The sequence below is a fragment of the Buttiauxella agrestis ATCC 33320 genome, assembly GCF_000735355.1.
In the GTDB taxonomy this organism is placed as follows: domain Bacteria; phylum Pseudomonadota; class Gammaproteobacteria; order Enterobacterales; family Enterobacteriaceae; genus Buttiauxella; species Buttiauxella agrestis.
Genome location: NZ_JMPI01000020.1, coordinates 42,999 through 67,422, shown reverse-complemented (window position 1 = coordinate 67,422; position 24,424 = coordinate 42,999). Strand labels below are relative to the sequence as shown.

Genomic DNA, 24,424 nt, shown 5'->3' with positions numbered 1-24,424 from the left:
CCCTCACCCTACCCCTCTCCCACAGGGAGAGGGCCTTTGATCGGTTTTCCCCCTCTCCTGGGGGAAAGGGCCGGGGTGAGGGCGTAAATCAGTCGCGGAAGTTTTTAAACTGGAACGGCTGCCCCAAATCACCGCCACGAACCAGCGCCATTGCGGCCTGTAAATCGTCGCGAGATTTGCCCGTTACACGCAGCTCCTCGCCTTGAATCTGCACCTGAACCTTGGTTTTGCTGTCTTTAATCAGCTTCACAATTTTCTTGGCAATCGCAGCTTCAATGCCCTGTTTGAGCTTCGCTTCAACGCTCCAGGTTTTACCGCTGTGCACGAACTCTTCCGGCACATCAATTGAAGCCCCTTCGATACCGCGCTTAAGCAGCTTGGCACGAAGAATATCCAACAGCTGGTTGACCTGGAAGTCAGACTCACTGGCTACTTTAATGGACTGATTTTTCTCATTCAGTTCAAATGTCGCCGGTACATTGCGGAAGTCAAAACGAGTAGCAACCTCACGCTCCGCGTTTTCAATCGCGTTACGCACTTCCTGGATATCAATTTCAGACACAATGTCAAAAGATGGCATGCTTTCTTCTCCCTCTCTTTTTGTTGCGTTGCATAATACCTGCTGGGCCACGCAAAACAACCCGTTAAAGCAGTAGAGAGCTCTGTATAATATAGATTAAGACAAACATCTGCTGGCAGGAGGCAAAATGAAAATCACCGTACTGGGTTGCGGTGCACTTGGCCAACTTTGGCTGGCATCACTTTATAAGCAAGGACATGAGGTTCAGGGATGGTTGCGTGTGCCGCAGCCTTTTTGCCATGTCAATGTACTCGAAACCGACGGTAGCGTGTTTAACCAAACGCTGACGGCCAACGATCCTGATTTTCTCGCCAGCAGCGAATTATTGCTGGTCACACTTAAAGCCTGGCAGGTTTCCACTGCGGTGAAAACACTCGCAGCGCGGCTTCCCATCGCCTGCCCAATTCTGCTTTTGCACAATGGAATGGGTACGCTTGAGGAACTCGCCACACTATCTCAACCGTTATTGACTGGAGTCACTACGCACGCAGCACGTCATGATGGCAATATGATTATTCACGTTGCTAACGGCATCACGCATATTGGTCCCGGCAATGCAGCAGGCAACGATTTTAGTTTTCTGGCCGATATGCTGCACCACGCTTTACCGGAAATAGCCTGGCACAACAATATTATGGCGGCTAACTGGAAGAAGCTGGCGGTGAACTGCGTGGTTAACCCGCTCACCGCGCTCTACAATTGCCCTAATGGGGAATTGCGTCACTACCCTGGCGAAGTGAGCCAAATTTGCAATGAAGTCGCGATGGTGATGGAACGTGAAGGCCACCATACATCAGCCGAAGCGCTGCTTTTTTATGTCGAAGAAGTTATCGAAAGCACCGCTGCGAACATCTCTTCGATGCTTCAGGATGTTCGGGTGCAACGTCACACCGAGATTGATTACATTACCGGTTATTTACTGCAACGCGCGCGCGCCCATGGCCTTTCAGTGCCGGTGAACAGCCGCTTGTATGAGCTGATTAAGCGTAAGGAGAATGAGTATGAGCGCACGAGCACTGGTTTGCCTGGCTCCTGGAACTGAAGAAACGGAAGCCGTTACCACCATCGATCTTCTGGTGCGAGCCGGAATCAGCGTGACGACCGCCAGCGTTGCCAGTGACGGAAATCTCACGATTGTCTGTTCACGAGGGGTAAAACTGCTGGCAGATGCCCCGCTGGTTGAAGTGGCGGACGGTGAGTTCGATATCATCGTGTTGCCGGGCGGCTTAAAAGGTGCGGAATGTTTCCGCGACAGTCCACTGCTGGTTGAAACCGTGCGCCAGTTCCATCTTTCCGGGCGTATCGTGGCCGCGATTTGTGCCGCAGCTGGGACGGTTTTAGTTCCGCATGAATTATTCCCAATAGCGAATATGACAGGTTATCCGGGTCTGAAAGAGACGATTCCGGAAGCACAATGGCAGGATAAACGTATCGTCTGGGACCCACGCGTCAATCTGCTGACCAGCCAGGGGCCGGGTACGGCAATAGATTTCGCGCTGAAGATTATTGATTTGCTGGTGAGCCGTGAAAAAGCTCATGAGGTTTCACAGCAATTGGTGATGGCGGCGGGAATTTACAGTTACAGGGATTACTAAACCACCCTCACCCTGGCCCTCTCCCTGAGGGAGAGGGGAAAAACCGTTCTTCTCCTGGGGGAGAAGGCTGGGATGAGGGCGTGGAATTAAGCGCGATAAACCTTCACGTTCTCAAAACCTTGCTCACGCAGATACAGCGCCTGCAAACGGCTCATCACGCCACGGTCGCACCACAGCAAATAAGTTTTGCTCTGATCCAAATCGCCAAAAGCAGTGCTGAGTTTGTAGAATGGCAGCGACGCCACTTCCACACCTTCTGGCTTAAATGGCTTATCGTCTTGTTCGTCGATAGAACGAATATCCAGCAACACGTCATTCGGGCCAAATTCGCCAACGGTTTCAACTTCCGTTACCACTTCTTTGCTCTGATTGGCAATTTCACGGATGTCGATGTTGGTAGCTTCTTCAACGACACGATCGAGAATCGAGAAATCGAAGTTGGCTTCTTCTGCTTCAATCTTCGCCTTCACTGCTTTTACGGTCGGGCTTTTCGAGATAACACCGCAATATTCCGGCATGGTACGAGCGAAATCAGCGGTACCGATTTCACGCGCCAGATCGATGATGTGCTCTTTATCGTGAGAAATAAGCGGGCGCAGAATCAGCGTATCGGAAACGTTGTCGATTAAACGCAGGTTGGTCAGCGTCTGGCTGGAAACCTGGCCTAGCGCTTCGCCAGTAACCAGTGCCTGCACGCCGTAGCGCTCTGCAACACGGGAAGCCGCACGCACGAACATACGTTTAAGCACCACGCCCATCTGGCCGTCTTCGACTTTCTCGAGGATTTCGCCAACAACAGGTTCAAAGTTGATCGCCACGAAACGCACGCGGTGGGAGCTGCCGAAACGGTTCCACAGATAATGCGCGACTTGTTTAACGCCGATTTCATGCGCCGCACCACCGAGGTTAAAAAAGCAGTAATGCACGCGGCAACCGCGACGCATCAGCATGTAGCTGGAAACACCGGAGTCGAAACCACCAGAAATCAGCGATAACACATCTTCTTGCGTGCCAATCGGGAAACCACCGATACCTTCATAACGCCCTTTCACCAGCAGCAGACGGTCGTTTTCAATTTCCAGATTAACGGTCACATCAGGCTTAGTCAGTTTTACACGCGCCGATTCAATGTGCTGATTCAGGCCACCGCCGACGTAACGTTCAACTTCAATCGAACTAAACTCATGCTTACCACGACGTTTCACTCGCACGCAGAAGGTTTTTCCTTCCAGTTGCTCACGATAAAGCTCCAGCGCCTGTTCGAAGATATTATGCAAATCGGTAAACGGCACATCTTCAACTTCAAGAATGTGGTGGATACCAGGAATGCGGGTCAGCGCTTCACGAATGGCGATGCGCTGATTTTCATCTTTAGCGCGAACTTCAATGTTGTCCCAATGGCGAACAACCGCCAGGTCTTCATCGTAGTGCTTTAAAACGTTGCGAATGTTCCCGGTGAGCATCTTAATAAAGCGTATGCGCACAGATTGACTCTTGATGGTGATTTCCGGGAACAATTTAATGATAAACTTCATGGCGGCTTAGATTCGTTGATGAGCCAGGCATGACTAATCATGCGGGCTGGAAGACTTAAAGAACTGCAACGGCGAGTTGCCGCTGCATCCGAGGCGCGCAAGTATATCACTAACCTCTGCTAACCAACATGCTCATGGTTACTTGCTTGTCAGTTTCCGCTACCATTGCAGAGTCGCAAAAATTATTAGAGTCAGACATTCACTATGCCGAAAAAAACCGAAGTCCCGGCCAGTTTTGAAACTGCGCTTGTGGAGCTTGAGCAGATTGTTACTCGTCTGGAGAGCGGAGATTTAGCGCTCGAAGAGGCGTTAAATGAATTTGAACGTGGTGTGCAACTTGCGCGCCAGGGTCAGGTGAAACTGCAACAGGCAGAACAACGCGTACAAATCCTGCTAAACGATAGCGAAGACGCCCCACTCAAGCCTTTTACCCCGGATAACGAGTAAATGGATTTTAACCATCAGTTGCAGGCCCACGCAGAACGGGCCAACGATGCGCTGCTGCGTTTTCTGGCACCGCTACCGTTTCAGAACACTCCTCTGGTTGAGGCAATGCATTATGGCGCATTATTTGGTGGGAAGAGACTCCGCCCTTTTCTGGTCTATGCGACCGGAGAAATGTTCGGCATAGCGCAAGAAACACTGGATGCGCCTGCTGCGGCAGTTGAGTGCATCCATGCATATTCTTTGATTCATGACGATTTACCCGCCATGGATGATGACGATCTGCGTCGTGGGCAGCCCACCTGTCACATTAAATTTGGTGAAGCCAGCGCGATATTAGCCGGAGACGCTCTGCAAACGCTGGCGTTTTCTATACTCAGTGATGCCCCTATGCCTGGTGTTGCTATTGCTGATCGATTAGCGATGGTGAAAGAGTTGGCAGTGGCTAGCGGTGTGGCGGGAATGTGTGGCGGCCAGGCGTTGGATCTTGAAGCCGAAGGCAAGCATGTCGATTTGCAAAGCCTCGAGCGTATTCATCGTCATAAAACCGGAGCGTTAATTCGTGCCGCTGTTCGCCTGGGCGCGTTGAGTGCCGGTGAAGCTGGCCGTAACGCACTGCCATTGCTGGACCGTTATGCAGAAAGCATCGGCCTGGCATTCCAGGTTCAGGACGATATTCTCGACGTTATCGGTGATACCGCAACATTGGGTAAGCGCCAGGGCGCCGACCAGCAACTGGGTAAAAGCACTTATCCGGCATTGCTGGGGCTAGAAAATGCCAAAACTAAAGCGTGGGATCTTTACCAGGATTCTCTGAGGGCGCTGGAAGGCTTGGCTCGCCAGTCGTTAGACACTACCGCACTGGAAGCGTTAGCGAGCTATATCATCCAACGTGATAAATAATTATTAACTTACCCTTTGGCATTCAGGCGCAGGCTTGAAGGATGAAGGGTAAAAACCACGATGAGTTTCTAATGAGTTTTGATATTGCCAAATACCCGACCCTCGCACTGGTGGAGTCAGCCCCTGAGCTACGCCTGTTGCCAAAAGAGAGCTTGCCGAAACTTTGTGACGAGCTGCGTCGTTACCTGCTCGATAGCGTAAGCCGCTCCAGCGGGCACTTTGCCTCTGGTCTTGGCACGGTAGAACTGACCGTGGCGCTTCACTATGTGTATAACACACCGTTCGACCAGCTGATCTGGGATGTCGGTCATCAGGCATATCCACACAAAATCATTACTGGACGTCGTGACAAAATTGGCACCATCCGCCAGAAAGGCGGCCTGCATCCGTTCCCATGGCGTGCCGAAAGTGAATATGACGTTCTGAGTGTGGGTCACTCGTCCACCTCCATCAGCGCCGGAATCGGTATCGCTGTTGCCGCTCAGAAAGAAGGCAAAGACCGCCGCACCGTGTGCGTGATTGGTGATGGCGCGATTACGGCAGGCATGGCTTTTGAAGCGATGAACCACGCCGGGGATATTCGCCCGAACATGCTGGTGATCCTCAACGACAACGAAATGTCGATTTCCGAGAATGTCGGGGCCTTGAACAACCACCTCGCACAACTGCTTTCAGGCAAACTCTATTCATCTCTGCGCGAAGGCGGCAAGAAAGTCTTCTCTGGCGTACCGCCAATTAAAGAACTGCTCAAACGCACCGAAGAACACCTGAAAGGCATGGTCGTTCCTGGCACTTTGTTTGAAGAGTTAGGTTTTAACTATATTGGCCCGGTTGACGGACACGATGTGGTCGGGCTGGTTAACACGCTCAAAAACATGCGTGACCTGAACGGCCCGCAATTCCTGCACATCATGACCAAAAAAGGTCGTGGTTACGCGCCAGCGGAAAAAGACCCTATCAGCTTCCATGCGGTGCCTAAGTTTGACCCGCAAAGCGGCACGCTGCCAAAAGCATCTGGTGGCCTGCCGAGCTATTCAAAAATCTTTGGTAACTGGCTGTGCGAAACCGCCGCCCATGACGACAAACTCATGGCCGTGACGCCAGCAATGCGCGAAGGCTCGGGCATGGTTGAATTTTCACGCCAGTACCCGTCGCAATATTTTGATGTCGCCATCGCCGAACAGCACGCCGTAACATTCGCCGCAGGTTTGGCGATTGGCGGTTACAAGCCGGTTGTCGCCATTTATTCGACCTTCCTGCAACGTGCTTACGATCAGGTGATTCACGACGTCGCTATCCAGAAACTGCCGGTGTTGTTTGCCATCGACCGCGCCGGAATTGTCGGTGCTGACGGGCAAACCCACCAGGGCGCGTTTGATATCTCCTTCCTGCGCTGCATTCCGGAAATGGTCATCATGACGCCAAGCGATGAAAACGAATGCCGCCTGATGCTACATACGGGTTACCACTACAACGACGGCCCATCTGCCGTGCGTTATCCGCGTGGAACCGGGACGGGCGCTGAGTTGCAACCTTTGGAATCACTGCCAATCGGCAAAGGCGTGAAGAAACGCGCAGGTGAAAAAGTCGCGCTGCTGAACTTCGGCACTCTGTTGCCAGAAGCCGAGGCCGTTGCGCAGTCACTTAACGCAACGCTGGTCGATATGCGCTTTGTGAAGCCGCTCGATGAAGCGCTGATTCTTGAACTGGCTGGCTGCCACGAATCGTTAGTGACCATTGAAGAGAATGCCATTATCGGTGGGGCTGGCAGTGGCGTGAATGAAGTGCTGATGGCTAATCGTAAAGTGGTTCCGGTTCTCAATATCGGTCTGCCGGATTACTTTATTCCGCAAGGCACGCAGGAAGAAGCGCGCGCCGCCATCGGTCTTGATGCAATTGGTATGGAAACCAAGATCCGCGACTGGCTCAAATAATCCCCTGCTCCACTCCTGCTATGCTTAAAGAACCTGAATAGCCGGAGTGGAACCATGCAATACAACACGTTAGGAAAAACAGACCTCAAGGTTTCCCGTCTTTGCCTGGGTTGCATGACCTTTGGTGAGCCAGACCGTGGCAATCACGCCTGGACGCTTCCCGAAGAGAGCAGCCGCCTCATCATCAAGCACGCCATCGATAACGGCATTAATTTCTTTGATACCGCCAATAGTTATTCCGACGGTAGCAGCGAAGAGATTGTCGGGCGCGCTCTTAAAGATTTCATGCGTCGCGAAGATGCCGTTCTCGCCACCAAAGTGTACTTCCCGGTCGGTGATTTAGCGGAAGGCCTTTCGCGTCCACAAATTATGCGTTCGATAGACGACAGCCTGCGCCGCCTCGGCACCGATTATGTCGATCTGCTGCAAATCCACCGCTGGGATTACAACACGCCCATTGAAGAGACGCTTGAAGCGCTCAATGACGTGGTGAAAGCGGGTAAAGCGCGTTATATCGGCGCGTCCTCGATGCACAGTTCACAACTCGCGCAGGCGCTGGCCTTACAGGATCAACATGGATGGGCGCGTTTCGCCACCATGCAGGATCACTACAATCTGATCTATCGTGAAGAAGAACTCGATATGCTGCCGCTGTGCTACGAACAAGGGATCGCGGTGATCCCGTGGAGTCCACTGGCTCGCGGTAAATTGACTCGTCCGTGGGGCGATACCACGGCACGTTCAGTGTCCGATGAGGTTGGTAAAAATCTCTATGACGCCAGTAAAGATAACGATGCCATGATTGCCGAACGCCTGGCGAATGTCGCCGATGATAAAGGTGTGTCACGTGCGCAGGTTGCACTGGCATGGCTGCTGAGTAAACGAGGTATTGCCGCACCGATTATTGGCGTTTCTCGCGAACATCAGTTGGATGATTTGCTTGGGGCGGTGGATTTAACGCTGAAGCCAGAAGAAATTGCCGAGTTGGAAACGGTTTATCAACCGCATGAGAGGGTTGGATTTAAGTAACCCCCTCGCCTCTCTGTGGGAGAGGGAACTTCGGCTTTCTCCCTCTCCCTCAGGGAGAGGGCCGGGGTGAGGGTTAGTTCAAATCAGAACAAACCAATCGGCCAATGGTGACCAATCAGGTAAATAATCCCCGCAGCAACCACGCCTGCGACAATATCATCCACCATAATCCCCATGCCGCCGTGAACGTTGCGATCGAACCAACGGATAGGCCATGGCTTCCAGATATCAAGAATACGGAAAGCTAAAAATCCTGCGGCCACCCAGCGCCAGTCGTTAACAGGCAGCGCCATCAGGGTAATCCACATGCCAATAAACTCATCCCACACGATGCTGCCGTGGTCATGAACGCCCATGTCGCGTGCGGTCTGATGGCAAAGATAAACACCGATACAAATACCCAGCATGATGACCATGGAATAGACCTGCCACGGCAGGAAAGTCATCAAATACCAGAACGGGATCGCCGCAAGCGACCCCACTGTGCCAGGCATAATCGGGCTTAATCCACTGCCAAAACCGGTAGCAAGTAAATGCCACGGATTGCTGAGCTTGAGACGGCTTTTAGCCACATCTTTAGAGCGGAGCAAAGTGATCGTATCCTTTTAAGTCCAGCGTAACCGGTTTGCCATTTTGCAAAAACTGTAGCCCTTCAGACTCAGGCCCAACCTGACCGATACAGGTAAATGGAATCCCCAGATTGCCTATCGCAACATCCAGTGCGCCACGGTTCATTTCCGGGACCGTAAAGCATAACTCGTAATCTTCGCCACCCGAAAGCGCCCACTGCAACGCACGTTCTGCGCTGACGTTTTCTTTTAAGGCGGTCGAATATGGCAGAGCGTCGAGATCGATACGCGCCCCGCACTCGCTGGCTTTAAGGATATGACCTAAATCGGAAATTAGCCCGTCAGACAGGTCAATGGCGCTGCTCGCTAAATCACGTAATGCCTGACCATGCAGGATTCGCGGCGTCGGTCGCAAATGGCGCTTTTTCAGGTAAGCAGAGTGTGTAGCCTCTTTAACCGCTAAACGGTCCTGCAAAATAGCCAGACCTGCGGCGCTATCGCCCGGTGTACCCGTCACGTAAATCCAGTCGCCAGGACGTGCGCCGCTGCGTTTTAAAGCACGCCCCGCTGGCACGAGGCCATGAATGCCTAGCGTCATCGCGAGTGGGCCACGCGTGGTGTCGCCGCCAATCAGCTGCATATCGTAGTAATCGAGTTGTTCAAACAGGCTGTCGCTGAAGGCTTCAAGCCAGCTTTCATCGACTTCAGGAAGGGTAATAGCCAACGTCAGCCAGGCCGGATCGGCGCCCATAGCAGCCAAATCGCTCAAATTAACCGCCAGCGCTTTGTAGCCTAAATCACGAGGGTCAATATCCGGCAGGAAGTGGATGCCTGAGACTAGCGTATCGGTGCTGATCGCGAGGACTTGCTTCTCGGCTATCGTCAGCAATGCACAATCATCGCCGATTCCGGTTTCCACATCGCGACGGGAACTGCTTACGCGATCAAAATAACGGGCAATCAGAGAAAACTCACCGCATGCCATGCGTAATGCCTCTGAGTTTAATAAAGGAATGAAAAATAGGCCGGGGTTAACCGGCCTGGAGATTATTTCTTGCGGGGACGAATTTGCGGAGCAGCTTTATCAAGTACACCATTCACGAACTTGTGGCTGTCTTCGGCGCCGAAGGTTTTCGCAAGATCGATGGCTTCGTTAATCGCCACTTTGTACGGCACGTCATCACGCTTAGCCAGTTCAAACAGTGCGATACGCAGAACCGCTTTTTCTACCTGACCCAACTCTTCGAGCTGACGGGACAGATAAGGCTTCATTAGCCCATCCAGATACGCGCTGTTAGTAGCCACCCCGACCAACAGTTCGCGGAAGTAGTTAACGTCAACGTCTTTGACGTCCTGTTCCGCCAGGAACTGGTATTCGACATCAGCGATGTCATTTCGAGATAACTGCCAGGAGTAAAGCGCCTGAACGGCACACTCACGGGCACGGCGACGAGCAGCAGGTTTCACAGATTTCCCCTTACAAAAAATCAGGCCTTGATGGCTTTCAATACATTAATCATTTCAAGCGCGGTCAGTGCAGCTTCTGCACCTTTGTTACCGGCTTTTGTGCCAGCGCGTTCGATGGCTTGTTCAATACTTTCAGTGGTCAGCACGCCAAAGGCGACTGGAATACCCGTTTCCTGAGCAACATGCGCCAGGCCGTTGCTGGCACCACCAGCAACGTATTCAAAGTGAGCTGTGCCGCCACGGATAACCGTACCCAGCGCAATCACTGCGTCATAACGCTTGGTTTTCGCCAGTGCGTCTGCCGCCAGTGGCAACTCATAAGCACCCGGAACCCAGACCACGGTGATATTTTCATCTTTAACCTGGCCAATACGTTTCAGGGCGTCAATCGCACCGTCAAGCAGGCTGTCATTGATGAAGTTATTAAAACGCGCGATGGTGATGGCGACGCGAGCGTCTGGAGTAGCAACGGCTGCTTCAATGATGTTCATATTCTTCCTTTCCGGTTCTGTTTAGCCCCGTTAGGGGGGCGGATTTTATCATAATCTTTTCGCGGCTGCTTACGTTTTACTAACGCGCGTATCGCGGTGTCAAATGCAGGCACAAATCTGGGCCGACCTGACGAACTTCGCTAAAGCTAAATTCGGGCGCATCAGCGAGTTTTTCAAGCCCTGGCAGGTTACACAGGCCACGCGCATCATTGCCTAATAATTTTGGCGCAACGTAGACAATCAGTTCATCAACAAGACCTGCCTGCAGCAGCGCGCCGCCGAGGGTGGCGCCCGCCTCTACCCAAATAGAGTTTATCTGGCGCTTGCCCAGCAGCATCATCATCACCACCAGATCCAGATGGCCGTTATGCTCCGGCACGATAAACTGCTCAACCCCTTCGGGCCACGTTTGCTGGTCTGCATTGCATCGGGCAAGCCAGGTCTCTCCTGTTTGCGTGATAATTTTATGCTCTAGCGTCACTCGATTTTCACGGTCCAGAATAATGCGTGTTGGCTGACGCAGGTTTTCTTCGTGATAAACCGCCTGTGTGGCGCTATCTAATTCATTCCAGCGTACGGTTAATGAAGGGTTATCCGCCAGAACCGTGGCACTGCTGCTAAGAATCGCGGCACTTTGCGCACGCAGACGCTGCACATCGCGGCGTGATTCAGGCGAAGTGATCCACTGACTTTCGCCGCTCGCCATGGCGGTACGTCCGTCCAGCGATGCACCAAGTTTAAGTTGAATATAAGGGAAGCCAGTACGCATACGCTTCAGGAAACCGCGGTTAATGGCCTCGGCTTCATTCATCATCAAGCCGTGACTGACATCAATGCCAGCCTGTTGCAGACGGTACAAACCTCGCCCGGCAACTTGCGGATTCGGATCCTGCATCGCGGCAACCACTCGCTTCACCCCCGCAGCAATTAAAGCATCGCAGCAAGGCGGTGTGCGCCCATGGTGGCTGCAGGGTTCCAGAGTGACATACGCCGTCGCACCTTGTGCTTTGTCGCCCGCCATACGCAGCGCGTGAACTTCTGCATGAGGTTCGCCCGCACGAAAATGAAAACCTTCGCCAACGATTTCGCCATCTTTGGCAATCACACAGCCAACATTCGGGTTTGGCATGGTGGTGAAACGTCCGCGCTTTGCCAGTTGCAGAGCACGCGCCATAAATTTTTCATCAAGCGACATCAGCATTAATCCTGTAAGCGGGCAATTTCTTCGCCAAATTCACGGATATCTTCAAAGCTGCGATAAACCGAAGCAAAGCGGATATAGGCCACTTTATCGAGTTTTTTGAGCTGCTCCATCACCAGATTACCGATCATTTTGCTCGGCACTTCACGCTCGCCGGTGCCACGTAATTGGGATTTGATATGGTTTATCGCCATTTCTACGTCATCGGAACTGACAGGGCGCTTTTCCAGCGCTTTTAAAAAACCGCTGCGCAGTTTGTCTTCATTAAAAGGCTCACGAACATCATTACTTTTCACCACACGCGGCATAACAAGTTCTGCCACTTCAAACGTCGTGAAACGTTCATTACAAACCAGGCACTGACGGCGACGACGCACGGAAGACCCTTCGCCGACAAGCCGGGAATCAATCACTTTGGTGTCTACTGCGAAACAGAATGGGCAATGCATGGCGCGTCCTGAATGATTTTTCAAATGAAGAATAGTTTACCGCGAAGTAGCGGTAGTACAAAGGCAACGCCACGTAATGCTAAGAAATATGACTTTTCATTCCTGCCAGACTACGCTTAAATCAGGACGAAACTTTAAGGAAAAATTAGCGATGACAAAGAGTTACCTAAGAATTCTCCTGGTTAGCAGCTTGGTAAGCCTCAGCGCCTGCGCCCAACAAACTGAAGTCCGCCAGATGAAGAATGAAGTGGGTTCGTTAAATAAAGAAATGACCCAACTCACCGACCAGACCGTCAAGCTGACGCAACAAAATTCGCTCAATGCCAAATCAACAACTGGCGTTTATTTGCTACCCGGCTCCAAAACGCCCGCTCGCCTGAACAGCCAATTGGGCAATTTGCAAATGTCTCTGAGCAGCATCACGCCTGAAGCCAACGGCAGCCGGGTGATGCTCATCATTAAGGGCGAGTCGAACGATCCGCTGCCTGCTTTCACTGGCAAAGTAGAATGGGGGCAGATTCAGGGCACGACCGATAACTACCAGGAAGTGAACGTTCAGTCGCAACAATTCAGCGCACCTGCCAGCGTCTTAGCGCCGAGCGATGTCAGCATTCCATTGCAACTTTCAGGGCTTTCACCAAATCAACCCGGTTTCGTGCGTATTCATGACATTCAGCCGGTAGACCCTTCACAGGCATTGCCCGCGCAATAATCTCCGCAACCCTCACGCCAGTGGGGGTAAACCTCAGTAACATCTGCGTTTTTTGTTACATCTTGCCAGAGAAAGTGTGACAAATGGCCTACCGTACCGCCAATAAATCCAGTGATCTGAATCACATATATTTGTAACTTTGCCTCATGCATTTGCTTAAATTTACGAAGCAGGTAGAATCTCGCCCGTTTTTAATGTGCGCAAACGTGAACGCAATCGATTACGCATGTGGCGATAATGTGAAATGAAACATATTTTTGTGAGCAAGGATTTCTATAATAGGCGCGTCAATAAGAAACCAGCTGAATGGTTGATGACCTTGGTGATCACTCACCTCCTGCCCTCACGGGATTCATGTAAAAACAGTGGCATAAAATATTATGAAAAAAATTATTTTGGCGGCTAGTACCGTCCTGGCGCTTTCAAATTCTTTCACGGCTCAGGCCGACGATGCAAAAAATACTGAATACCTCTCTGATTGGTGGCACCAAAGTGTCAACGTGGTAGGCAGCTACCACACGCGTTTCGGACCAAAAATCACTAACGACGTCTACCTGGAATATGAAGCGTTTGCCAAAAAAGATTGGTTAGATTTTTATGGCTACATCGATATTCCAAAAACCTTCGAGTGGGGCAACGGCAACGATAAGGGCATCTGGGATGACGGTTCTCGTATGTTTATGGAGATTGAACCCCGCTTCTCTATCGACAAGCTGACCGGCACTAGCCTGGCATTTGGTCCATTTAAAGAATGGTACATCGCCAACAACTATATCTACGATATGGGTGCTCACGGCGACGATGCCAGCAAACAAAACACCTGGTATATGGGTCTGGGTACCGACATCGACACCGATCTGCCGATGAGCCTGTCTCTGAACGTGTATGCAAAATACCAGTGGCAGAACTATGGCGCGTCCAACGAAAACGAGTGGGATGGCTACCGCTTCAAAGTGAAATACTTTGTGCCGATTACTTCCCTGTGGGGCGGTAACCTGAGCTACATCGGCTTCACCAACTTCGACTGGGGTTCAGATCTGGGCGATGACAACTTCATCGACAATAAGGGCAAACACGCCCGTACCAGCAACTCCATCGCTTCCAGCCATATCCTTGCGCTGAACTACGATCACTGGCATTACTCTGTGGTTGCTCGTTACTGGCACAACGGTGGTCAGTGGGCAGATAACGCCAGCCTGAACTTCGGTGATGGTGATTTCAATGTGCGTTCTACCGGTTGGGGTGGTTACCTGGTTGTAGGTTACAACTTCTGATAACCGTCTGAATCATCGAAAAGCCGATCCGCTATTTGCCGATCGGCTTTTTTGTGTCTGGTAAACAGCCTTCGCTATGCTGCAAATTAATGAAGTCAGCCAGAGAACGATCGGGCCGCTCAGCAAAGTACTCACCAGTGAGCGTCACCGAAAGGCACCTGTCCAACCGGAAACTGCGGTAATCTTCACGCGTTTCACACCAGGCCACCAACAACCAAACTTCGCCCCAGAAGGTCAGTCCGAGCGGATGTACTTTTCTGCTCGACGCATTTCCCTTTTCATCCCGGTAGCTCAGATTCACCACCTGCAGTTTGCCGATAGCGGCATGAAAAACGTCAAACCAAATTTTTACCTGCGGATACTTATTAAAATCCGGCGAGATAATCCGGCATCGCTCCGCCACTGCGCGTCGTTGTGGCGTCAGTATCCCCAGCAGCTTTTCTTCCGCTGTTCCGGCATTTTGCGCCAGAGTTTCACCACTCCACGTTTGAACTAAACGAATAGCCGCCACTAAGGCTTCCACTTCGCCGGGAGTAAACATCAGCGGTGGTAAATCGTAACCGGGCAATAACCGGTAGCCGCAACCCGCCTCCCCTTCAACAGGAACGCCTGAAAGGGAAAGATCGCGAATATCACGATAAATGGTGCGCTCAGAAACTTCGAGCCGCTCCGCAAGCATGGCTGCCGTAGACAAACGCCGCCCGCGCAGGATCTGGACTATCTGAAAAAGGCGGTCAGCTCTTCGACTCATAGGCCTCCCTGGTGATGGTTATGCCTGCCGATTAATCAGCAGGCATTGCTCGTTGAGTATATCTGTCCTTACGCGGGTTGATGTAACCCAACTCGATTCCCTTCACTATCTAAAATCAGCGCAAAAGTACCAATATCATCAGGCAAAACTTGCGGACCAAAAACACATTCACCGCCAGCTTTTGCGACTCGTTCAAGCATGGCCGTTAAATCAGAAGCATGCAGGTAAACCACAGACCCTTGCGCGGAAGGTTTAAACGCATCCGCCTTCAGTAATGCACCGCCAGGATTGGGTTTATCGTGTGGGAATATGGCCATCTCCATTCCGGGCATCGATTCGCGATGAAATTTAGCTGTAAAAACAGCCTCATAAAATGCTGTAGCCCGTTCAAGATCCTGCACAGGGATTTCAAACCAATTGATGATAGTGTTCATTTTTAACTCCTCAATGGTGATGTTCAACATTGAGTCTACCCAGCCCCTCCTGACAGCCTACTGTCAGGAGACTTTTGCTCAGGCGAAAAAAAACCGCAGCACCAGGGCTGCGGTTTTACTATCAGTGAACGACCTGATGATTAAGGCAGAATCGACGGCTGATCCGCGCCTTCTTTCTCTACTTTCTGCTGTAGCATGTGCTCACGCTTCATGCCCAGTTTCAACGCCAGTGCAGACGCGACGTAGATAGAAGAAACCGTACCGATAGAAACACCGATGAGCATCGTCAGTGAGAAGCCTTTCAGCATTGCTCCACCGAAGAGATACAGCATCAGAATCACGACTAAGGTAGTACCAGAAGTAATCAACGTACGATGCAGCGTTTGCGTCAAAGAAACGTTGAAGATTTCATAAGGTGTACCGCGACGAATCTTACGGAAGTTCTCACGAATACGGTCCGATACTACGATACTGTCGTTCAGTGAGTAACCGATAACCGACATCAACGATGCAACGATTGTCAGGTCAATCTCAATGTGGAATAGCGACAGCACGCCCAGAGTAATCACCACGTCGTGCATCAACGCAATAACCACACCCGCAGCCAGACGCCATTCAAAGCGGAAGCCAACATAAACCAGAATTGAGATAAGCGCGGCTAACAACGCCAGTGCCCCATTCTGAGCCAGATCCGCCCCAACACTTGGGCCGACAAATTCGATACGTTTTACGCCAGCATTCTGGTTAGTCGCTTCGTTAATAACCTGAACAACCTTGCTGCCCAGCACTTGCCCACCGGTTTCCCCTTGGGCAGGTGGCATGCGCACCATGATGTCACGGCTGCTACCGAAGTTCTGAACCAGCGGCTCCGCAAAGCCCGCTTTTTGCAGTGCTTCGCGCATCTGGTCTAAATCTGCTGGTTTTTCCAGCGAGATTTCGATAACCGTACCGCCAGTGAAATCCAGACCCCAGTTAAAACCTTTCACACCGATAATGGCGATAGAAAGGATTAACAGGAACCCGGAGATACCGAAAGCCCAGAAATCCCAGCGCATAAAGTCATGGACTCTACGGCCGTAGTTTAATTGTTCAACAGTATATTCCTGTGCCACAACGCACTCCTCAGATAGACAGCTTGTTGATGCGTTTGCCGCCGTACAACAGGTTTACGATGGCACGGGTACCGACGATGGCGGTAAACATGGACGTCGCCACACCAATACCGGTTGTGATTGCAAAGCCTTTAATTGCCCCGGTGCCTACGGCATACAGGATGATGACCTTGATAAGCGTCGTAATGTTGGCATCGAAGATAGAGCTGAACGCGCCCTGGTAGCCTTCGTGGATAGCCTGTTGTACCGAGCGCCCGTTACTAAGTTCTTCCTTAATACGTTCGTTTATCAGTACGTTGGCATCCACCGCCACCGCAAGGGTTAACACGATACCCGCAATACCTGGCATAGTGAGCGTCGCCCCTGGTAACAGGGACATAATCCCAACAATCATCACCAGGTTAACCAACAGCGCTGAGGTCGCAATCAGGCCAAACTTCTTATAGAAGAACAGCATAAAGATGATTGAAACGGCCAGACCTGCCAGACATGCTTCCAGACCTTGCTTGATGTTTTCCATACCCAAAGTTGGGCCGATGGTACGCTCTTCAACAATCTGAATAGGCGCAATCAACGCACCAGCACGCAGCAGCAGAGAAAGCTGACGCGCTTCGTTCGGGTTGCTGATGCCGGTGATACGGAAGCTGTTACCCAGACGTGACTGAATGTTTGCCACGTTAATAACTTCTTCTTGTTTCGCCAGAATCGCACGACCGGTTGCATCTTTCTTTCCGCTGTCTTTGTACTCCACAAACAGAGTCGCCATCGGTTTGCCGATGTTGTCTTTGGTGAAGTTAGACATGATGTTACCGCCAGCACTATCGAGTGAAATATTCACCTGAGCCTGGTTGTATTCATCGGTGCTGGAAGTCGAGTCAGTGATGTGGTCACCGGTCAGAATCACACGCTTGTACAGGACAACCGGCTGACCTTCACGGGTATCTTTCACTTCGGAATCGCCCGGCACACGGCCAGAAGCCGCAGCGGAAGCATCTACGTTAGTGTTAACCAGACGGAATTCAAGCGTTGCAGTCGCGCCCAGAATCTCTTTCGCACGTGCTGTATCCTGAATACCTGGCAGTTCAACGACGATGCGGTCCGCACCCTGACGTTGTACCAGAGGTTCAGCCACACCCAGTTGGTTTACACGGTTACGCAGAATATTAATGTTCTGCTGAACGGCATATTCACGCGCTTCGCTCAGGCGAGCATCTGTCATTACAGCACGCATTGCGTTGCTGCCCTGAGCAGAAATCACCAGATCACGATGGCGTGGAGTTAAATAAGAGATAGCGTCATCGCGCGTTTTGCTGTCACGGAAGACAACATTAACACCATAGTTATCGGCTTTACGCACGTTGGTGTAAGCGATGCTCTTGTCGCGCAAATCGGTGCGCAAGTTATCAATGGTCTGCTCCTGGAGTTTACTCAGGGCGGTATCCATATCAACTTCCATCAGGAAGTGCACGCCACCACGCAGATCAAGACCGAGTTTCATCGGTTCTGCGGAAATGGCAGATAACCAGCGAGGAGTAGCTGGAGCAAGGTTAAGAGCGACAACGTATTTATCGCCAAGGACGCCCATCAGCGCTTCACGAGCACGCAGTTGCGTGTCAGTGGTATCAAAGCGTGCAAGGATCGCACCTTCTTCCAGCGCCACAGACTTAGCGGTTATTTTTTCTGCGTTTAAGGTGTTCTGGACCTGGATCAGCGTTTGCTCACTGGCGGCGACGCCGCGCGCGCCAGTGATCTGAACTGCCGGATCCTCACCATATAGGTTGGGAAGTGCGTATAGCAGACCGACGGCAAAGACGACGATCAGCATGATGTACTTCCACAAAGGATAGCGGTTTAGCACGGTAGTTCCCTTAGGGAAAAACGAATATTACAGCGCCTTCATAGTGCCTTTCGGCAGAACGGCAGCTACGAAATCACGCTTGATAACGACTTCGGTAGTGTCGTTCAGTGCGATAGAAATATAGCCAGTTTCAGCTACTTTCACTACGCGACCGACCAGACCACCGGTAGTCAGCACTTCATCCCCTTTAGAGATGGAGTCCATCAGCTTTTTATGCTCTTTAGTACGTTTTTGCTGTGGGCGCAGGATCATGAAATAGAAGATCAGACCAAATACCACCAGCATAAGAATCAAAGAGTACGGGCTACCTTGCGCAGGTGAAGCACCTGCGGCTACCGCATCAGAAATAAAAAAGCTCATTAAAAATCCCTCATTATTAAATTAATCAACATTCAAAGGTGGAACTGGTTTACCGATTCGCTCGTAAAAATCACTCACGAAGTGCTCTAATTTACCCTCTTCAATGGCCTTGCGTAAACCAGCCATTAAACGCTGGTAGTAGCGCAAGTTATGAATCGTGTTGAGCCGCGCGCCGAGTATTTCGTTACAACGGTCAAGATGATACAAGTAGGCACGTGAATAATTGCGACACGTATAGCAATCACACTCAGAATCCAGCGTCGAAGTGTCATCTTTATGCTTCGCATTACGGATTTTCACCACGCCGTCGGTGACGAATAGATGGCCATTACGTGCATTACGGGTTGGCATCACGCAGTCGAACATATCAATACCGCGACGAACACCTTCAACCAAATCTTCCGGTTTACCTACGCCCATAAGGTAACGAGGCTTGTCCGCAGGGATTTGTGGGCAAACATGCTCCAGAATACGGTGCATGTCTTCCTTCGGCTCACCTACTGCAAGGCCGCCGACAGCGTAGCCATCAAAGCCAATCTCTACCAGACCTTTTACCGAGATATCTCGTAAATCTTCGTAAACGCTGCCCTGAATAATGCCAAACAGCGCATTTTTATTCTCAAGAGAATCAAAGCGATCGCGACTGCGCTGTGCCCAACGCAGAGACATCTCCATTGAACGCTTAGCGTAATCCCAGTCAGCCGGGTACGGCGTACATTCATCAAAGATCATGACGATGTCAGAACCGAGATCGTATTGAATTTCCATAGATTTTTCAGGATCGAGGAAAATCGCATCGCCGTTGATTGGGTTGCGGAAGTGCACACCAGCTTCGGTAATCTTACGGATATCGCCCAGGCTGAACACCTGGAAACCGCCAGAGTCAGTCAGGATTGGGCCTTTCCACTGCATGAAATCATGTAAGTCACCGTGCAACTTCATGATTTCCTGGCCAGGACGCAGCCACAGATGGAAAGTGTTGCCCAGAATAATTTGCGCACCAGTGGCTTCAACTTCTTCCGGCGTCATCCCTTTTACAGTGCCGTAAGTGCCAACTGGCATAAAAGCTGGCGTTTCTACTACGCCACGGTCAAACACCAGGCGGCCACGGCGGGCGCGTCCATCGGTGGTATCTAATTCAAATTTCACATTTTCTCCTGCATCAGATAAACAGTCTGATGATTAAGCCAATACGCCGTTGGCGATAGCCAGCGGCGCAAAATTCAATGATTAAGCGCCAGGGCGCTCATTAATCGCCTGCGGATTGTACGTGATGAACATGGCATCCCCGTAACTAAAAAAGCGATATTCGGAACTTACGGCTTCTTTATAGGCGTTCATGGTGTTTTTATAACCAGCAAACGCGGAAACAAGCATGATCAGCGTCGATTCCGGCAGGTGGAAATTGGTCACCAGCGCATCAATCACTTTGTATTGATAACCTGGATAGATGAAAATTTGTGTGTCGCCAAAGAAAGGTTCGATCAGGTCATTTTTTGCTGCCTGAGCCGCGCTTTCTAACGAACGAACGGATGTGGTGCCAACCGCGATAACGCGATTACCACGTGCTTTACAGGCCAATACAGCATCAACGACATCTTGAGGCACTTCCGCATATTCGGAATGCATGATGTGGTCTTCGATGCTATCAACGCGCACTGGCTGGAATGTCCCGGCTCCTACGTGCAGCGTGACAAACGCCTGCTCAATACCTTTATTGCGCAGCGCTTCCAGAAGTGGTTCATCAAAATGCAGGCCAGCGGTCGGTGCGGCTACAGCCCCCGGTTTCTGGCTGTACACGGTTTGATAAAGTTCGCGGTCAGACTCTTCATCCGGGCGGTCGATATACGGCGGCAGCGGCATATGGCCGATGCTGTTTAAGATATCAAGCACGCTGCGCTCATCTTCAAACTGCACTTCAAACAGCGCATCGTGGCGCGCAACCATGGTGGCATGTACGCTTTCATCATCGCCCAGCAACAATTCAGCGCCCGGTTTCGGTGCTTTAGAGGCGCGGATATGCGCGAGAATGCGCTTGTCATCCAGCATACGCTCTACCAGCACTTCAATCTTACCGCCGCTCGCTTTACGGCCAAAAAGGCGTGCCGGGATGACGCGGGTATTATTAAAGACCAGCAAATCTCCAGGGTTGAGCTTGTCGAGCAGATCGGTGAAAGTGCCATGCGTTAAATTACCCGTCGGCCCTTCCAGCGATAGCAAACGACACCCACTACGCTGTGCTTGTGGATAATGGGCAATCAAGGATTCAGGTAATTCAAAGGAAAAATCGGCAACACGCATGGTTTAGAACTCAAGACTTAAAAAGTGGCGCTACAGTCTAGTGCCAGGGGGCTTTCCCTGCAAGGAATAAGCCTCCCCTTAGGCCATTTACGAATAAGGTTACTATGAATTTTCTCGCCCATTTACATCTCGCAAGTCTTGCTGACAGTTCCCTTCTCGGAAATCTGCTGGCTGATTTTGTGCGTGGAAACCCGGATGAAAGTTTCCCAGGCGATGTAGTGGCTGGCATCCGAATGCACCGCCGTGTGGATGTTCTGACCGATGGTTTACCGGAAGTGGCGATTGCGCGGCAATGGTTCCGCCCGGAAACCCGACGCGTCGCACCAATAACGCTTGATGTGATGTGGGATCATTTTGTGTCACGCCACTGGCAAACCCTGAACCCAGCGATCCCTCTGCCGGAATTTGTCGCTTATGCACGCGCCAGGATCGAACCCTTCCTGTCAGATACCCCGCCCCGCTTTATCAATCTTAATCAGTACTTGTGGGACGAGCGCTGGCTCGAGCGTTACAGCGACATGGCGTTTATTGCGAATGTTCTCAATGGGATGGCGTCGCGTAGACCAAAACTCGATGCTTTGCGAGCCTCCTGGCAGGATCTCGATACCCATTATAACGAACTTGAGGAGCTGTTCTGGCAGTTTTACCCACGCATGATGGAACTGGCCGAACGAAAGAATTTGTAGCCTGTCGCAGCACCACGATTAAATACTTGCCCTTTTACTAAAAAGGGCTATTTTGGATCGCCGCTATGTGAATATTCATTTTTTGATAGGTAAATCCTATCTGATTAATTGGCGCAGTATGCTTGAGTTAGAGGGATTGCCACCCCTATACTCCCCCCGTTGCGTTAACACTCACTTTAACAAAATTAACAGGAGTACATATGGTCCTGGTTACTCGTCCAGCCCCTGACTTTACCGCTGCAGCCGTTCTCGGCAGTGGCGAAATCGTTGAAAACTTCAACTTCAAAGCACACACCAATGGTAAAACCACCGTTGTGTTCTTCTGGCCAATGGACTTCACTTTCGTGTGCCCGTCTGAACTGATTGCGTTCGACAAGCGTTACGAAGAATTCCAGAAACGTGGCGTAGAAGTCGTTGGTGTATCTTTTGACTCCGAGTTCGTTCACAACGCATGGCGTAAAACCCCTGTTGAAAACGGCGGTATCGGCGAAGTGAAATATGCGATGGTTGCTGACATTAAGCGTGAAATTCAGAAAGCTTATGGCATCGAACATCCAGACGCAGGCGTTGCGCTGCGTGGTTCTTTCCTGATCGACAAAAACGGTATCGTGCGTCACCAGGTTGTTAACGACCTGCCGCTGGGCCGTAATGTTGATGAAATGCTGCGTATGGTTGACGCGCTGCAATTCCACGAAGAGCACGGCGAAGTGTGCCCAGCTCAGTGGGAAAAAGGTAAAGAAGGCATGAACGCGTCTCCAGACGGCGTTGCTAAATACCTGAGCGAAAACGTTTCTAGCCTGTAATCGCTAAACGTTTTTGCCAAAAAGGCCGCGCAAGCGGCCTTTTTTAATGGTTTTTTCTGCTCAAAACGCAAAACAAGAACAGCCCATCACGCCCCAGAATGCCCCTTCATCAGAAACCGGTATCGCCGATTTACGCGCTGCGTCATGTTGATGACCATGCACATTACAGCTCCCACAACATTGATGAACTTGCGCGTTCATGCCCACTTTTGCCGCTGCGGGCGGTTCGGCTCGATAGTGCCCAGGCACATTTACGACGGGCGACCATTCGGGTAACACGGGAATCGGAGGAGGAGCCAGCGGCGTAAACGTGCCTGCGGCATAAACCACTTTGCCATCCACCAGCGTCAACACCGACTCGATGACTTTAATTTCCTCTTCTGTCACTTTGAAATAATCTTTTGAAAGGACGACTAAATCGGCCAGTTGCCCGGCTTTAATACACCCTTTTTTGCCTTGTTCGCTGGAAAACCACGCACTGCCCGCCGTCCATAATTCAAGCGCCACATCACGCGACAGACGGTTATTGTCGTCATACATTTGCATTCCACCCACGGTACGCCCGGAAACCAGCCAGTACAGCGCCGTCCATGGGTTATAGCTCGCCACACGCGTGGCATCAGTGCCAAGGCCGACAGGTAGTTCCGCAGCCAGCATTTTGGCTATCGGCGGTGTCTGTTTAACCGCTTCTGCTCCGTACCGTGCGGCGTAATATTCCCCCTGAAACGCCATGCGATGCTGAACGGCAATCCCGCCGCCTAACGCCTTAACACGCTCGATATTCTTTTCAGTGATGGTTTCTGCGTGGTCAAAAAGCCAGTGCAAACCGTCAAACGGAATATCGCGATTCACCCTCTCAAACACATCCAACATGCGGCTGATGGACTCGTTATAAGTCGCATGTAGACGGAACGGCCAGCGATGCTCAACCAGATGGCGCACCACACGTTCCAGCTCTTGTTCCATCCCGTCGGGCAAATCCGGGCGCGGTTGCAAGAAATCCTCAAAGTCGGCGGCGGAAAAGACCAGCATTTCTCCGGCGCCATTGGCGCGATAGAAATCCGTCCCCTGCCCCGGTTTGAGCATATCCGTCCATTTTTCAAAATCCTCCAGCTCATGCTGCGGACGCTGAGTAAAAAGGTTATAGGCGATACGCACCGTCATCTGTTTTTGCGCATGAAGCTGGTCGATTATCTGGTAATCCTCCGGGTAATTCTGGAACCCGCCCCCGGCATCAATCGCGCTGGTGATGCCCAGCCGGTTGAGTTCGCGCATAAACTGGCGCGTCGAATTTACCTGCATTTCCAGCGGTAATTTCGGCCCTTTTGCCAGCGTTGAGTACAAAATCATCGCATTCGGTTTGGCTATTAACATTCCGGTTGGATTGCCATTGCGGTCGCGCATGATTTCGCCACCCAGCGGATTTGGCGTCTCTTTGGTGTATCCCACTGCTTTTAACGCGGCCTGGTTTAACAGTGCGCGGTCGTAGAGATGCAACACAAAAACGGGCGTATCCGGTGCAGCCTCATTGAGTTCTTCAAGCGTTGGCATACGGCGCTCGGCAAACTGAAATTCCGTCCAGCCGCCGACTACGCGCACCCATTGCGGGAATGGCGTGCGTAAAGCCTGCTCTTTCAACATACGCAGTGCATCTGCAAGGGAAGGCACACCTTCCCAACGTAATTCGAGGTTGTAGTTCAGCCCACCGCGAATCAGATGCAGATGCGAGTCATTGAGACCGGGAATGACGGTATGACTTTTGAGATCGACCCGTTGCGTTTGCTCGTCAGCAAAACTCATTACCCATGATTCGTTACCCACAGCGATAATCTTGCCGTCTTTTATCGCCACCGCTTGCGCCAACGGCGCTTCGCTATCAAGCGTGTGAAATTGTCCGTTTGTGAGAATTAATGAAGCAGATTGCGACATAACCTGT

26 protein-coding genes are annotated in these 24,424 nt (G+C 51.3%); 10 read left to right on the top strand and 16 right to left on the bottom strand.

The window, feature by feature from the left end:
• Window positions 1-88: 88 nt before the first annotated feature.
• Complete coding sequence (locus GBAG_RS04010) at window positions 89-580, bottom strand: YajQ family cyclic di-GMP-binding protein (RefSeq protein ID WP_034493706.1); 492 nt, start codon at window positions 578-580, stop codon at window positions 89-91.
• Window positions 581-707: 127 nt separating this feature from the next.
• Between GBAG_RS04010 and panE the strand changes: the two genes are divergently transcribed.
• Both panE and yajL read left to right on the top strand, forming a co-directional pair.
• Window positions 708-1,622, top strand: a complete 915-nt coding sequence (gene panE, locus GBAG_RS04005; protein WP_034493704.1) for a 2-dehydropantoate 2-reductase — start codon at window positions 708-710, stop codon at window positions 1,620-1,622.
• Window positions 1,582-2,175: a protein deglycase YajL gene (gene yajL / locus GBAG_RS04000; protein ID WP_034493703.1), complete on the top strand. Its 594-nt coding sequence runs from the start codon at window positions 1,582-1,584 to the stop codon at window positions 2,173-2,175. Before panE ends, yajL begins: the two co-directional genes overlap by 41 nt.
• 86 nt (window positions 2,176-2,261) lie before the next feature.
• Here yajL and thiI read toward each other — a convergent pair whose 3' ends face one another.
• Window positions 2,262-3,710: a tRNA uracil 4-sulfurtransferase ThiI gene (thiI, locus tag GBAG_RS03995; protein WP_034493702.1), complete on the bottom strand. Its 1,449-nt coding sequence runs from the start codon at window positions 3,708-3,710 to the stop codon at window positions 2,262-2,264.
• Window positions 3,711-3,914: 204 nt separating this feature from the next.
• Between thiI and xseB the strand changes: the two genes are divergently transcribed.
• The 4 genes from xseB to GBAG_RS03975 all read left to right on the top strand — a co-directional run bounded on the left by xseB (window position 3,915) and on the right by GBAG_RS03975 (window position 8,020).
• Window positions 3,915-4,157, top strand: coding sequence for an exodeoxyribonuclease VII small subunit (xseB, locus tag GBAG_RS03990; protein WP_034493701.1), 243 nt, complete (start codon window positions 3,915-3,917; stop codon window positions 4,155-4,157).
• A complete protein-coding gene (gene ispA / locus GBAG_RS03985; RefSeq protein WP_034493700.1) occupies window positions 4,158-5,057 on the top strand; it encodes a (2E,6E)-farnesyl diphosphate synthase in 900 nt (299 codons plus the stop codon).
• Between the two features lie 71 nt (window positions 5,058-5,128).
• Window positions 5,129-6,991: a 1-deoxy-D-xylulose-5-phosphate synthase gene (gene dxs, locus GBAG_RS03980; RefSeq protein WP_034493830.1), complete on the top strand. Its 1,863-nt coding sequence runs from the start codon at window positions 5,129-5,131 to the stop codon at window positions 6,989-6,991.
• Window positions 6,992-7,045: 54 nt separating this feature from the next.
• A complete protein-coding gene (locus GBAG_RS03975; RefSeq protein ID WP_034493699.1) occupies window positions 7,046-8,020 on the top strand; it encodes an aldo/keto reductase in 975 nt (324 codons plus the stop codon).
• Between the two features lie 83 nt (window positions 8,021-8,103).
• Here the strand turns inward: GBAG_RS03975 and pgpA are convergent, their stop codons facing one another.
• The 6 genes from pgpA to nrdR form a co-directional block, all read right to left on the bottom strand.
• Window positions 8,104-8,616, bottom strand: coding sequence for a phosphatidylglycerophosphatase A (pgpA, locus tag GBAG_RS03970; protein WP_034493698.1), 513 nt, complete (start codon window positions 8,614-8,616; stop codon window positions 8,104-8,106).
• Window positions 8,597-9,574: a thiamine-phosphate kinase gene (gene thiL / locus GBAG_RS03965; protein WP_034493697.1), complete on the bottom strand. Its 978-nt coding sequence runs from the start codon at window positions 9,572-9,574 to the stop codon at window positions 8,597-8,599. Before thiL ends, pgpA begins: the two co-directional genes overlap by 20 nt.
• Window positions 9,575-9,636: 62 nt before the next feature.
• A complete protein-coding gene (gene nusB / locus GBAG_RS03960) occupies window positions 9,637-10,056 on the bottom strand; it encodes a transcription antitermination factor NusB (RefSeq protein ID WP_034457944.1) in 420 nt (139 codons plus the stop codon).
• A gap of 20 nt (window positions 10,057-10,076) precedes the next feature.
• On the bottom strand, window positions 10,077-10,547 hold the full coding sequence (gene ribH / locus GBAG_RS03955) for a 6,7-dimethyl-8-ribityllumazine synthase (protein ID WP_034493696.1): 471 nt from the start codon (window positions 10,545-10,547) through the stop codon (window positions 10,077-10,079).
• 79 nt (window positions 10,548-10,626) lie between these two features.
• On the bottom strand, window positions 10,627-11,742 hold the full coding sequence (gene ribD, locus GBAG_RS03950; RefSeq protein WP_034493829.1) for a bifunctional diaminohydroxyphosphoribosylaminopyrimidine deaminase/5-amino-6-(5-phosphoribosylamino)uracil reductase RibD: 1,116 nt from the start codon (window positions 11,740-11,742) through the stop codon (window positions 10,627-10,629).
• Window positions 11,743-11,747: 5 nt separating this feature from the next.
• Window positions 11,748-12,197, bottom strand: coding sequence for a transcriptional regulator NrdR (nrdR, locus tag GBAG_RS03945; protein ID WP_034493695.1), 450 nt, complete (start codon window positions 12,195-12,197; stop codon window positions 11,748-11,750).
• Window positions 12,198-12,348: 151 nt separating this feature from the next.
• Between nrdR and GBAG_RS03940 the strand changes: the two genes are divergently transcribed.
• Both GBAG_RS03940 and GBAG_RS03935 read left to right on the top strand, forming a co-directional pair.
• Entirely contained in the window at window positions 12,349-12,909 is a 561-nt protein-coding gene (locus GBAG_RS03940) for a SadB/YajI family lipoprotein (RefSeq protein ID WP_034493694.1), read from the top strand.
• Between the two features lie 380 nt (window positions 12,910-13,289).
• Window positions 13,290-14,183 carry a nucleoside-specific channel-forming protein Tsx gene (locus tag GBAG_RS03935; RefSeq protein WP_034493693.1) on the top strand — a complete coding sequence of 298 codons (894 nt, stop codon included), beginning with the start codon at window positions 13,290-13,292 and terminating at the stop codon, window positions 14,181-14,183.
• A 31-nt stretch (window positions 14,184-14,214) separates the two neighbouring features.
• On the opposite strand, the gene GBAG_RS03930 is transcribed toward GBAG_RS03935, so the two are convergent.
• The 7 genes from GBAG_RS03930 to queA all read right to left on the bottom strand — a co-directional run bounded on the left by GBAG_RS03930 (window position 14,215) and on the right by queA (window position 20,999).
• Complete coding sequence (locus GBAG_RS03930; RefSeq protein ID WP_051873631.1) at window positions 14,215-14,934, bottom strand: helix-turn-helix transcriptional regulator; 720 nt, start codon at window positions 14,932-14,934, stop codon at window positions 14,215-14,217.
• Window positions 14,935-15,002: 68 nt separating this feature from the next.
• Complete coding sequence (locus GBAG_RS03925) at window positions 15,003-15,368, bottom strand: VOC family protein (protein WP_034493827.1); 366 nt, start codon at window positions 15,366-15,368, stop codon at window positions 15,003-15,005.
• 140 nt (window positions 15,369-15,508) lie between these two features.
• Window positions 15,509-16,480: a protein translocase subunit SecF gene (gene secF / locus GBAG_RS03920; protein ID WP_034493692.1), complete on the bottom strand. Its 972-nt coding sequence runs from the start codon at window positions 16,478-16,480 to the stop codon at window positions 15,509-15,511.
• Between the two features lie 10 nt (window positions 16,481-16,490).
• The gene (secD, locus tag GBAG_RS03915) at window positions 16,491-18,338 is read right to left on the bottom strand and encodes a protein translocase subunit SecD (protein ID WP_072011135.1); all 1,848 of its coding nucleotides are present in this window, start codon (window positions 18,336-18,338) and stop codon (window positions 16,491-16,493) included.
• A gap of 27 nt (window positions 18,339-18,365) precedes the next feature.
• Window positions 18,366-18,698: a preprotein translocase subunit YajC gene (gene yajC, locus GBAG_RS03910; protein ID WP_034493690.1), complete on the bottom strand. Its 333-nt coding sequence runs from the start codon at window positions 18,696-18,698 to the stop codon at window positions 18,366-18,368.
• Between the two features lie 21 nt (window positions 18,699-18,719).
• Window positions 18,720-19,847, bottom strand: a complete 1,128-nt coding sequence (tgt, locus tag GBAG_RS03905; RefSeq protein ID WP_034493689.1) for a tRNA guanosine(34) transglycosylase Tgt — start codon at window positions 19,845-19,847, stop codon at window positions 18,720-18,722.
• An 81-nt stretch (window positions 19,848-19,928) separates the two neighbouring features.
• Window positions 19,929-20,999 carry a tRNA preQ1(34) S-adenosylmethionine ribosyltransferase-isomerase QueA gene (queA, locus tag GBAG_RS03900; RefSeq protein WP_034493688.1) on the bottom strand — a complete coding sequence of 357 codons (1,071 nt, stop codon included), beginning with the start codon at window positions 20,997-20,999 and terminating at the stop codon, window positions 19,929-19,931.
• 104 nt (window positions 21,000-21,103) lie between these two features.
• On the opposite strand from queA, the gene acpH reads away from it, so the two are divergent.
• Window positions 21,104-21,685: an ACP phosphodiesterase gene (gene acpH, locus GBAG_RS03895; protein ID WP_034493687.1), complete on the top strand. Its 582-nt coding sequence runs from the start codon at window positions 21,104-21,106 to the stop codon at window positions 21,683-21,685.
• Window positions 21,686-21,885: 200 nt separating this feature from the next.
• Window positions 21,886-22,488 carry a peroxiredoxin C gene (locus GBAG_RS03890; RefSeq protein ID WP_034457921.1) on the top strand — a complete coding sequence of 201 codons (603 nt, stop codon included), beginning with the start codon at window positions 21,886-21,888 and terminating at the stop codon, window positions 22,486-22,488.
• Between the two features lie 60 nt (window positions 22,489-22,548).
• Here the strand turns inward: GBAG_RS03890 and GBAG_RS03885 are convergent, their stop codons facing one another.
• Entirely contained in the window at window positions 22,549-24,417 is a 1,869-nt protein-coding gene (locus tag GBAG_RS03885; protein ID WP_034493686.1) for an amidohydrolase, read from the bottom strand.
• Between the last annotated feature and the right edge of the window lie 7 nt (window positions 24,418-24,424).

What these genes read in the sequence shown, in the direction of transcription:
- GBAG_RS04010 (WP_034493706.1), bottom strand. Translation starts at nt 580, where the DNA reads ATGCCATCTTTTGACATTGTGTCTGAAATTGATATCCAGGAAGTGCGT.
- panE (WP_034493704.1), top strand. Translation starts at nt 708, where the DNA reads ATGAAAATCACCGTACTGGGTTGCGGTGCACTTGGCCAACTTTGGCTG.
- yajL (WP_034493703.1), top strand. Translation starts at nt 1,582, where the DNA reads ATGAGCGCACGAGCACTGGTTTGCCTGGCTCCTGGAACTGAAGAAACG.
- thiI (WP_034493702.1), bottom strand. Translation starts at nt 3,710, where the DNA reads ATGAAGTTTATCATTAAATTGTTCCCGGAAATCACCATCAAGAGTCAA.
- xseB (WP_034493701.1), top strand. Translation starts at nt 3,915, where the DNA reads ATGCCGAAAAAAACCGAAGTCCCGGCCAGTTTTGAAACTGCGCTTGTG.
- ispA (WP_034493700.1), top strand. Translation starts at nt 4,158, where the DNA reads ATGGATTTTAACCATCAGTTGCAGGCCCACGCAGAACGGGCCAACGAT.
- dxs (WP_034493830.1), top strand. Translation starts at nt 5,129, where the DNA reads ATGAGTTTTGATATTGCCAAATACCCGACCCTCGCACTGGTGGAGTCA.
- GBAG_RS03975 (WP_034493699.1), top strand. Translation starts at nt 7,046, where the DNA reads ATGCAATACAACACGTTAGGAAAAACAGACCTCAAGGTTTCCCGTCTT.
- thiL (WP_034493697.1), bottom strand. Translation starts at nt 9,574, where the DNA reads ATGGCATGCGGTGAGTTTTCTCTGATTGCCCGTTATTTTGATCGCGTA.
- ribH (WP_034493696.1), bottom strand. Translation starts at nt 10,547, where the DNA reads ATGAACATCATTGAAGCAGCCGTTGCTACTCCAGACGCTCGCGTCGCC.
- ribD (WP_034493829.1), bottom strand. Translation starts at nt 11,742, where the DNA reads ATGTCGCTTGATGAAAAATTTATGGCGCGTGCTCTGCAACTGGCAAAG.
- nrdR (WP_034493695.1), bottom strand. Translation starts at nt 12,197, where the DNA reads ATGCATTGCCCATTCTGTTTCGCAGTAGACACCAAAGTGATTGATTCC.
- GBAG_RS03940 (WP_034493694.1), top strand. Translation starts at nt 12,349, where the DNA reads ATGACAAAGAGTTACCTAAGAATTCTCCTGGTTAGCAGCTTGGTAAGC.
- GBAG_RS03935 (WP_034493693.1), top strand. Translation starts at nt 13,290, where the DNA reads ATGAAAAAAATTATTTTGGCGGCTAGTACCGTCCTGGCGCTTTCAAAT.
- GBAG_RS03930 (WP_051873631.1), bottom strand. Translation starts at nt 14,934, where the DNA reads ATGAGTCGAAGAGCTGACCGCCTTTTTCAGATAGTCCAGATCCTGCGC.
- GBAG_RS03925 (WP_034493827.1), bottom strand. Translation starts at nt 15,368, where the DNA reads ATGAACACTATCATCAATTGGTTTGAAATCCCTGTGCAGGATCTTGAA.
- yajC (WP_034493690.1), bottom strand. Translation starts at nt 18,698, where the DNA reads ATGAGCTTTTTTATTTCTGATGCGGTAGCCGCAGGTGCTTCACCTGCG.
- queA (WP_034493688.1), bottom strand. Translation starts at nt 20,999, where the DNA reads ATGCGTGTTGCCGATTTTTCCTTTGAATTACCTGAATCCTTGATTGCC.
- acpH (WP_034493687.1), top strand. Translation starts at nt 21,104, where the DNA reads ATGAATTTTCTCGCCCATTTACATCTCGCAAGTCTTGCTGACAGTTCC.
- GBAG_RS03890 (WP_034457921.1), top strand. Translation starts at nt 21,886, where the DNA reads ATGGTCCTGGTTACTCGTCCAGCCCCTGACTTTACCGCTGCAGCCGTT.
- GBAG_RS03885 (WP_034493686.1), bottom strand. Translation starts at nt 24,417, where the DNA reads ATGTCGCAATCTGCTTCATTAATTCTCACAAACGGACAATTTCACACG.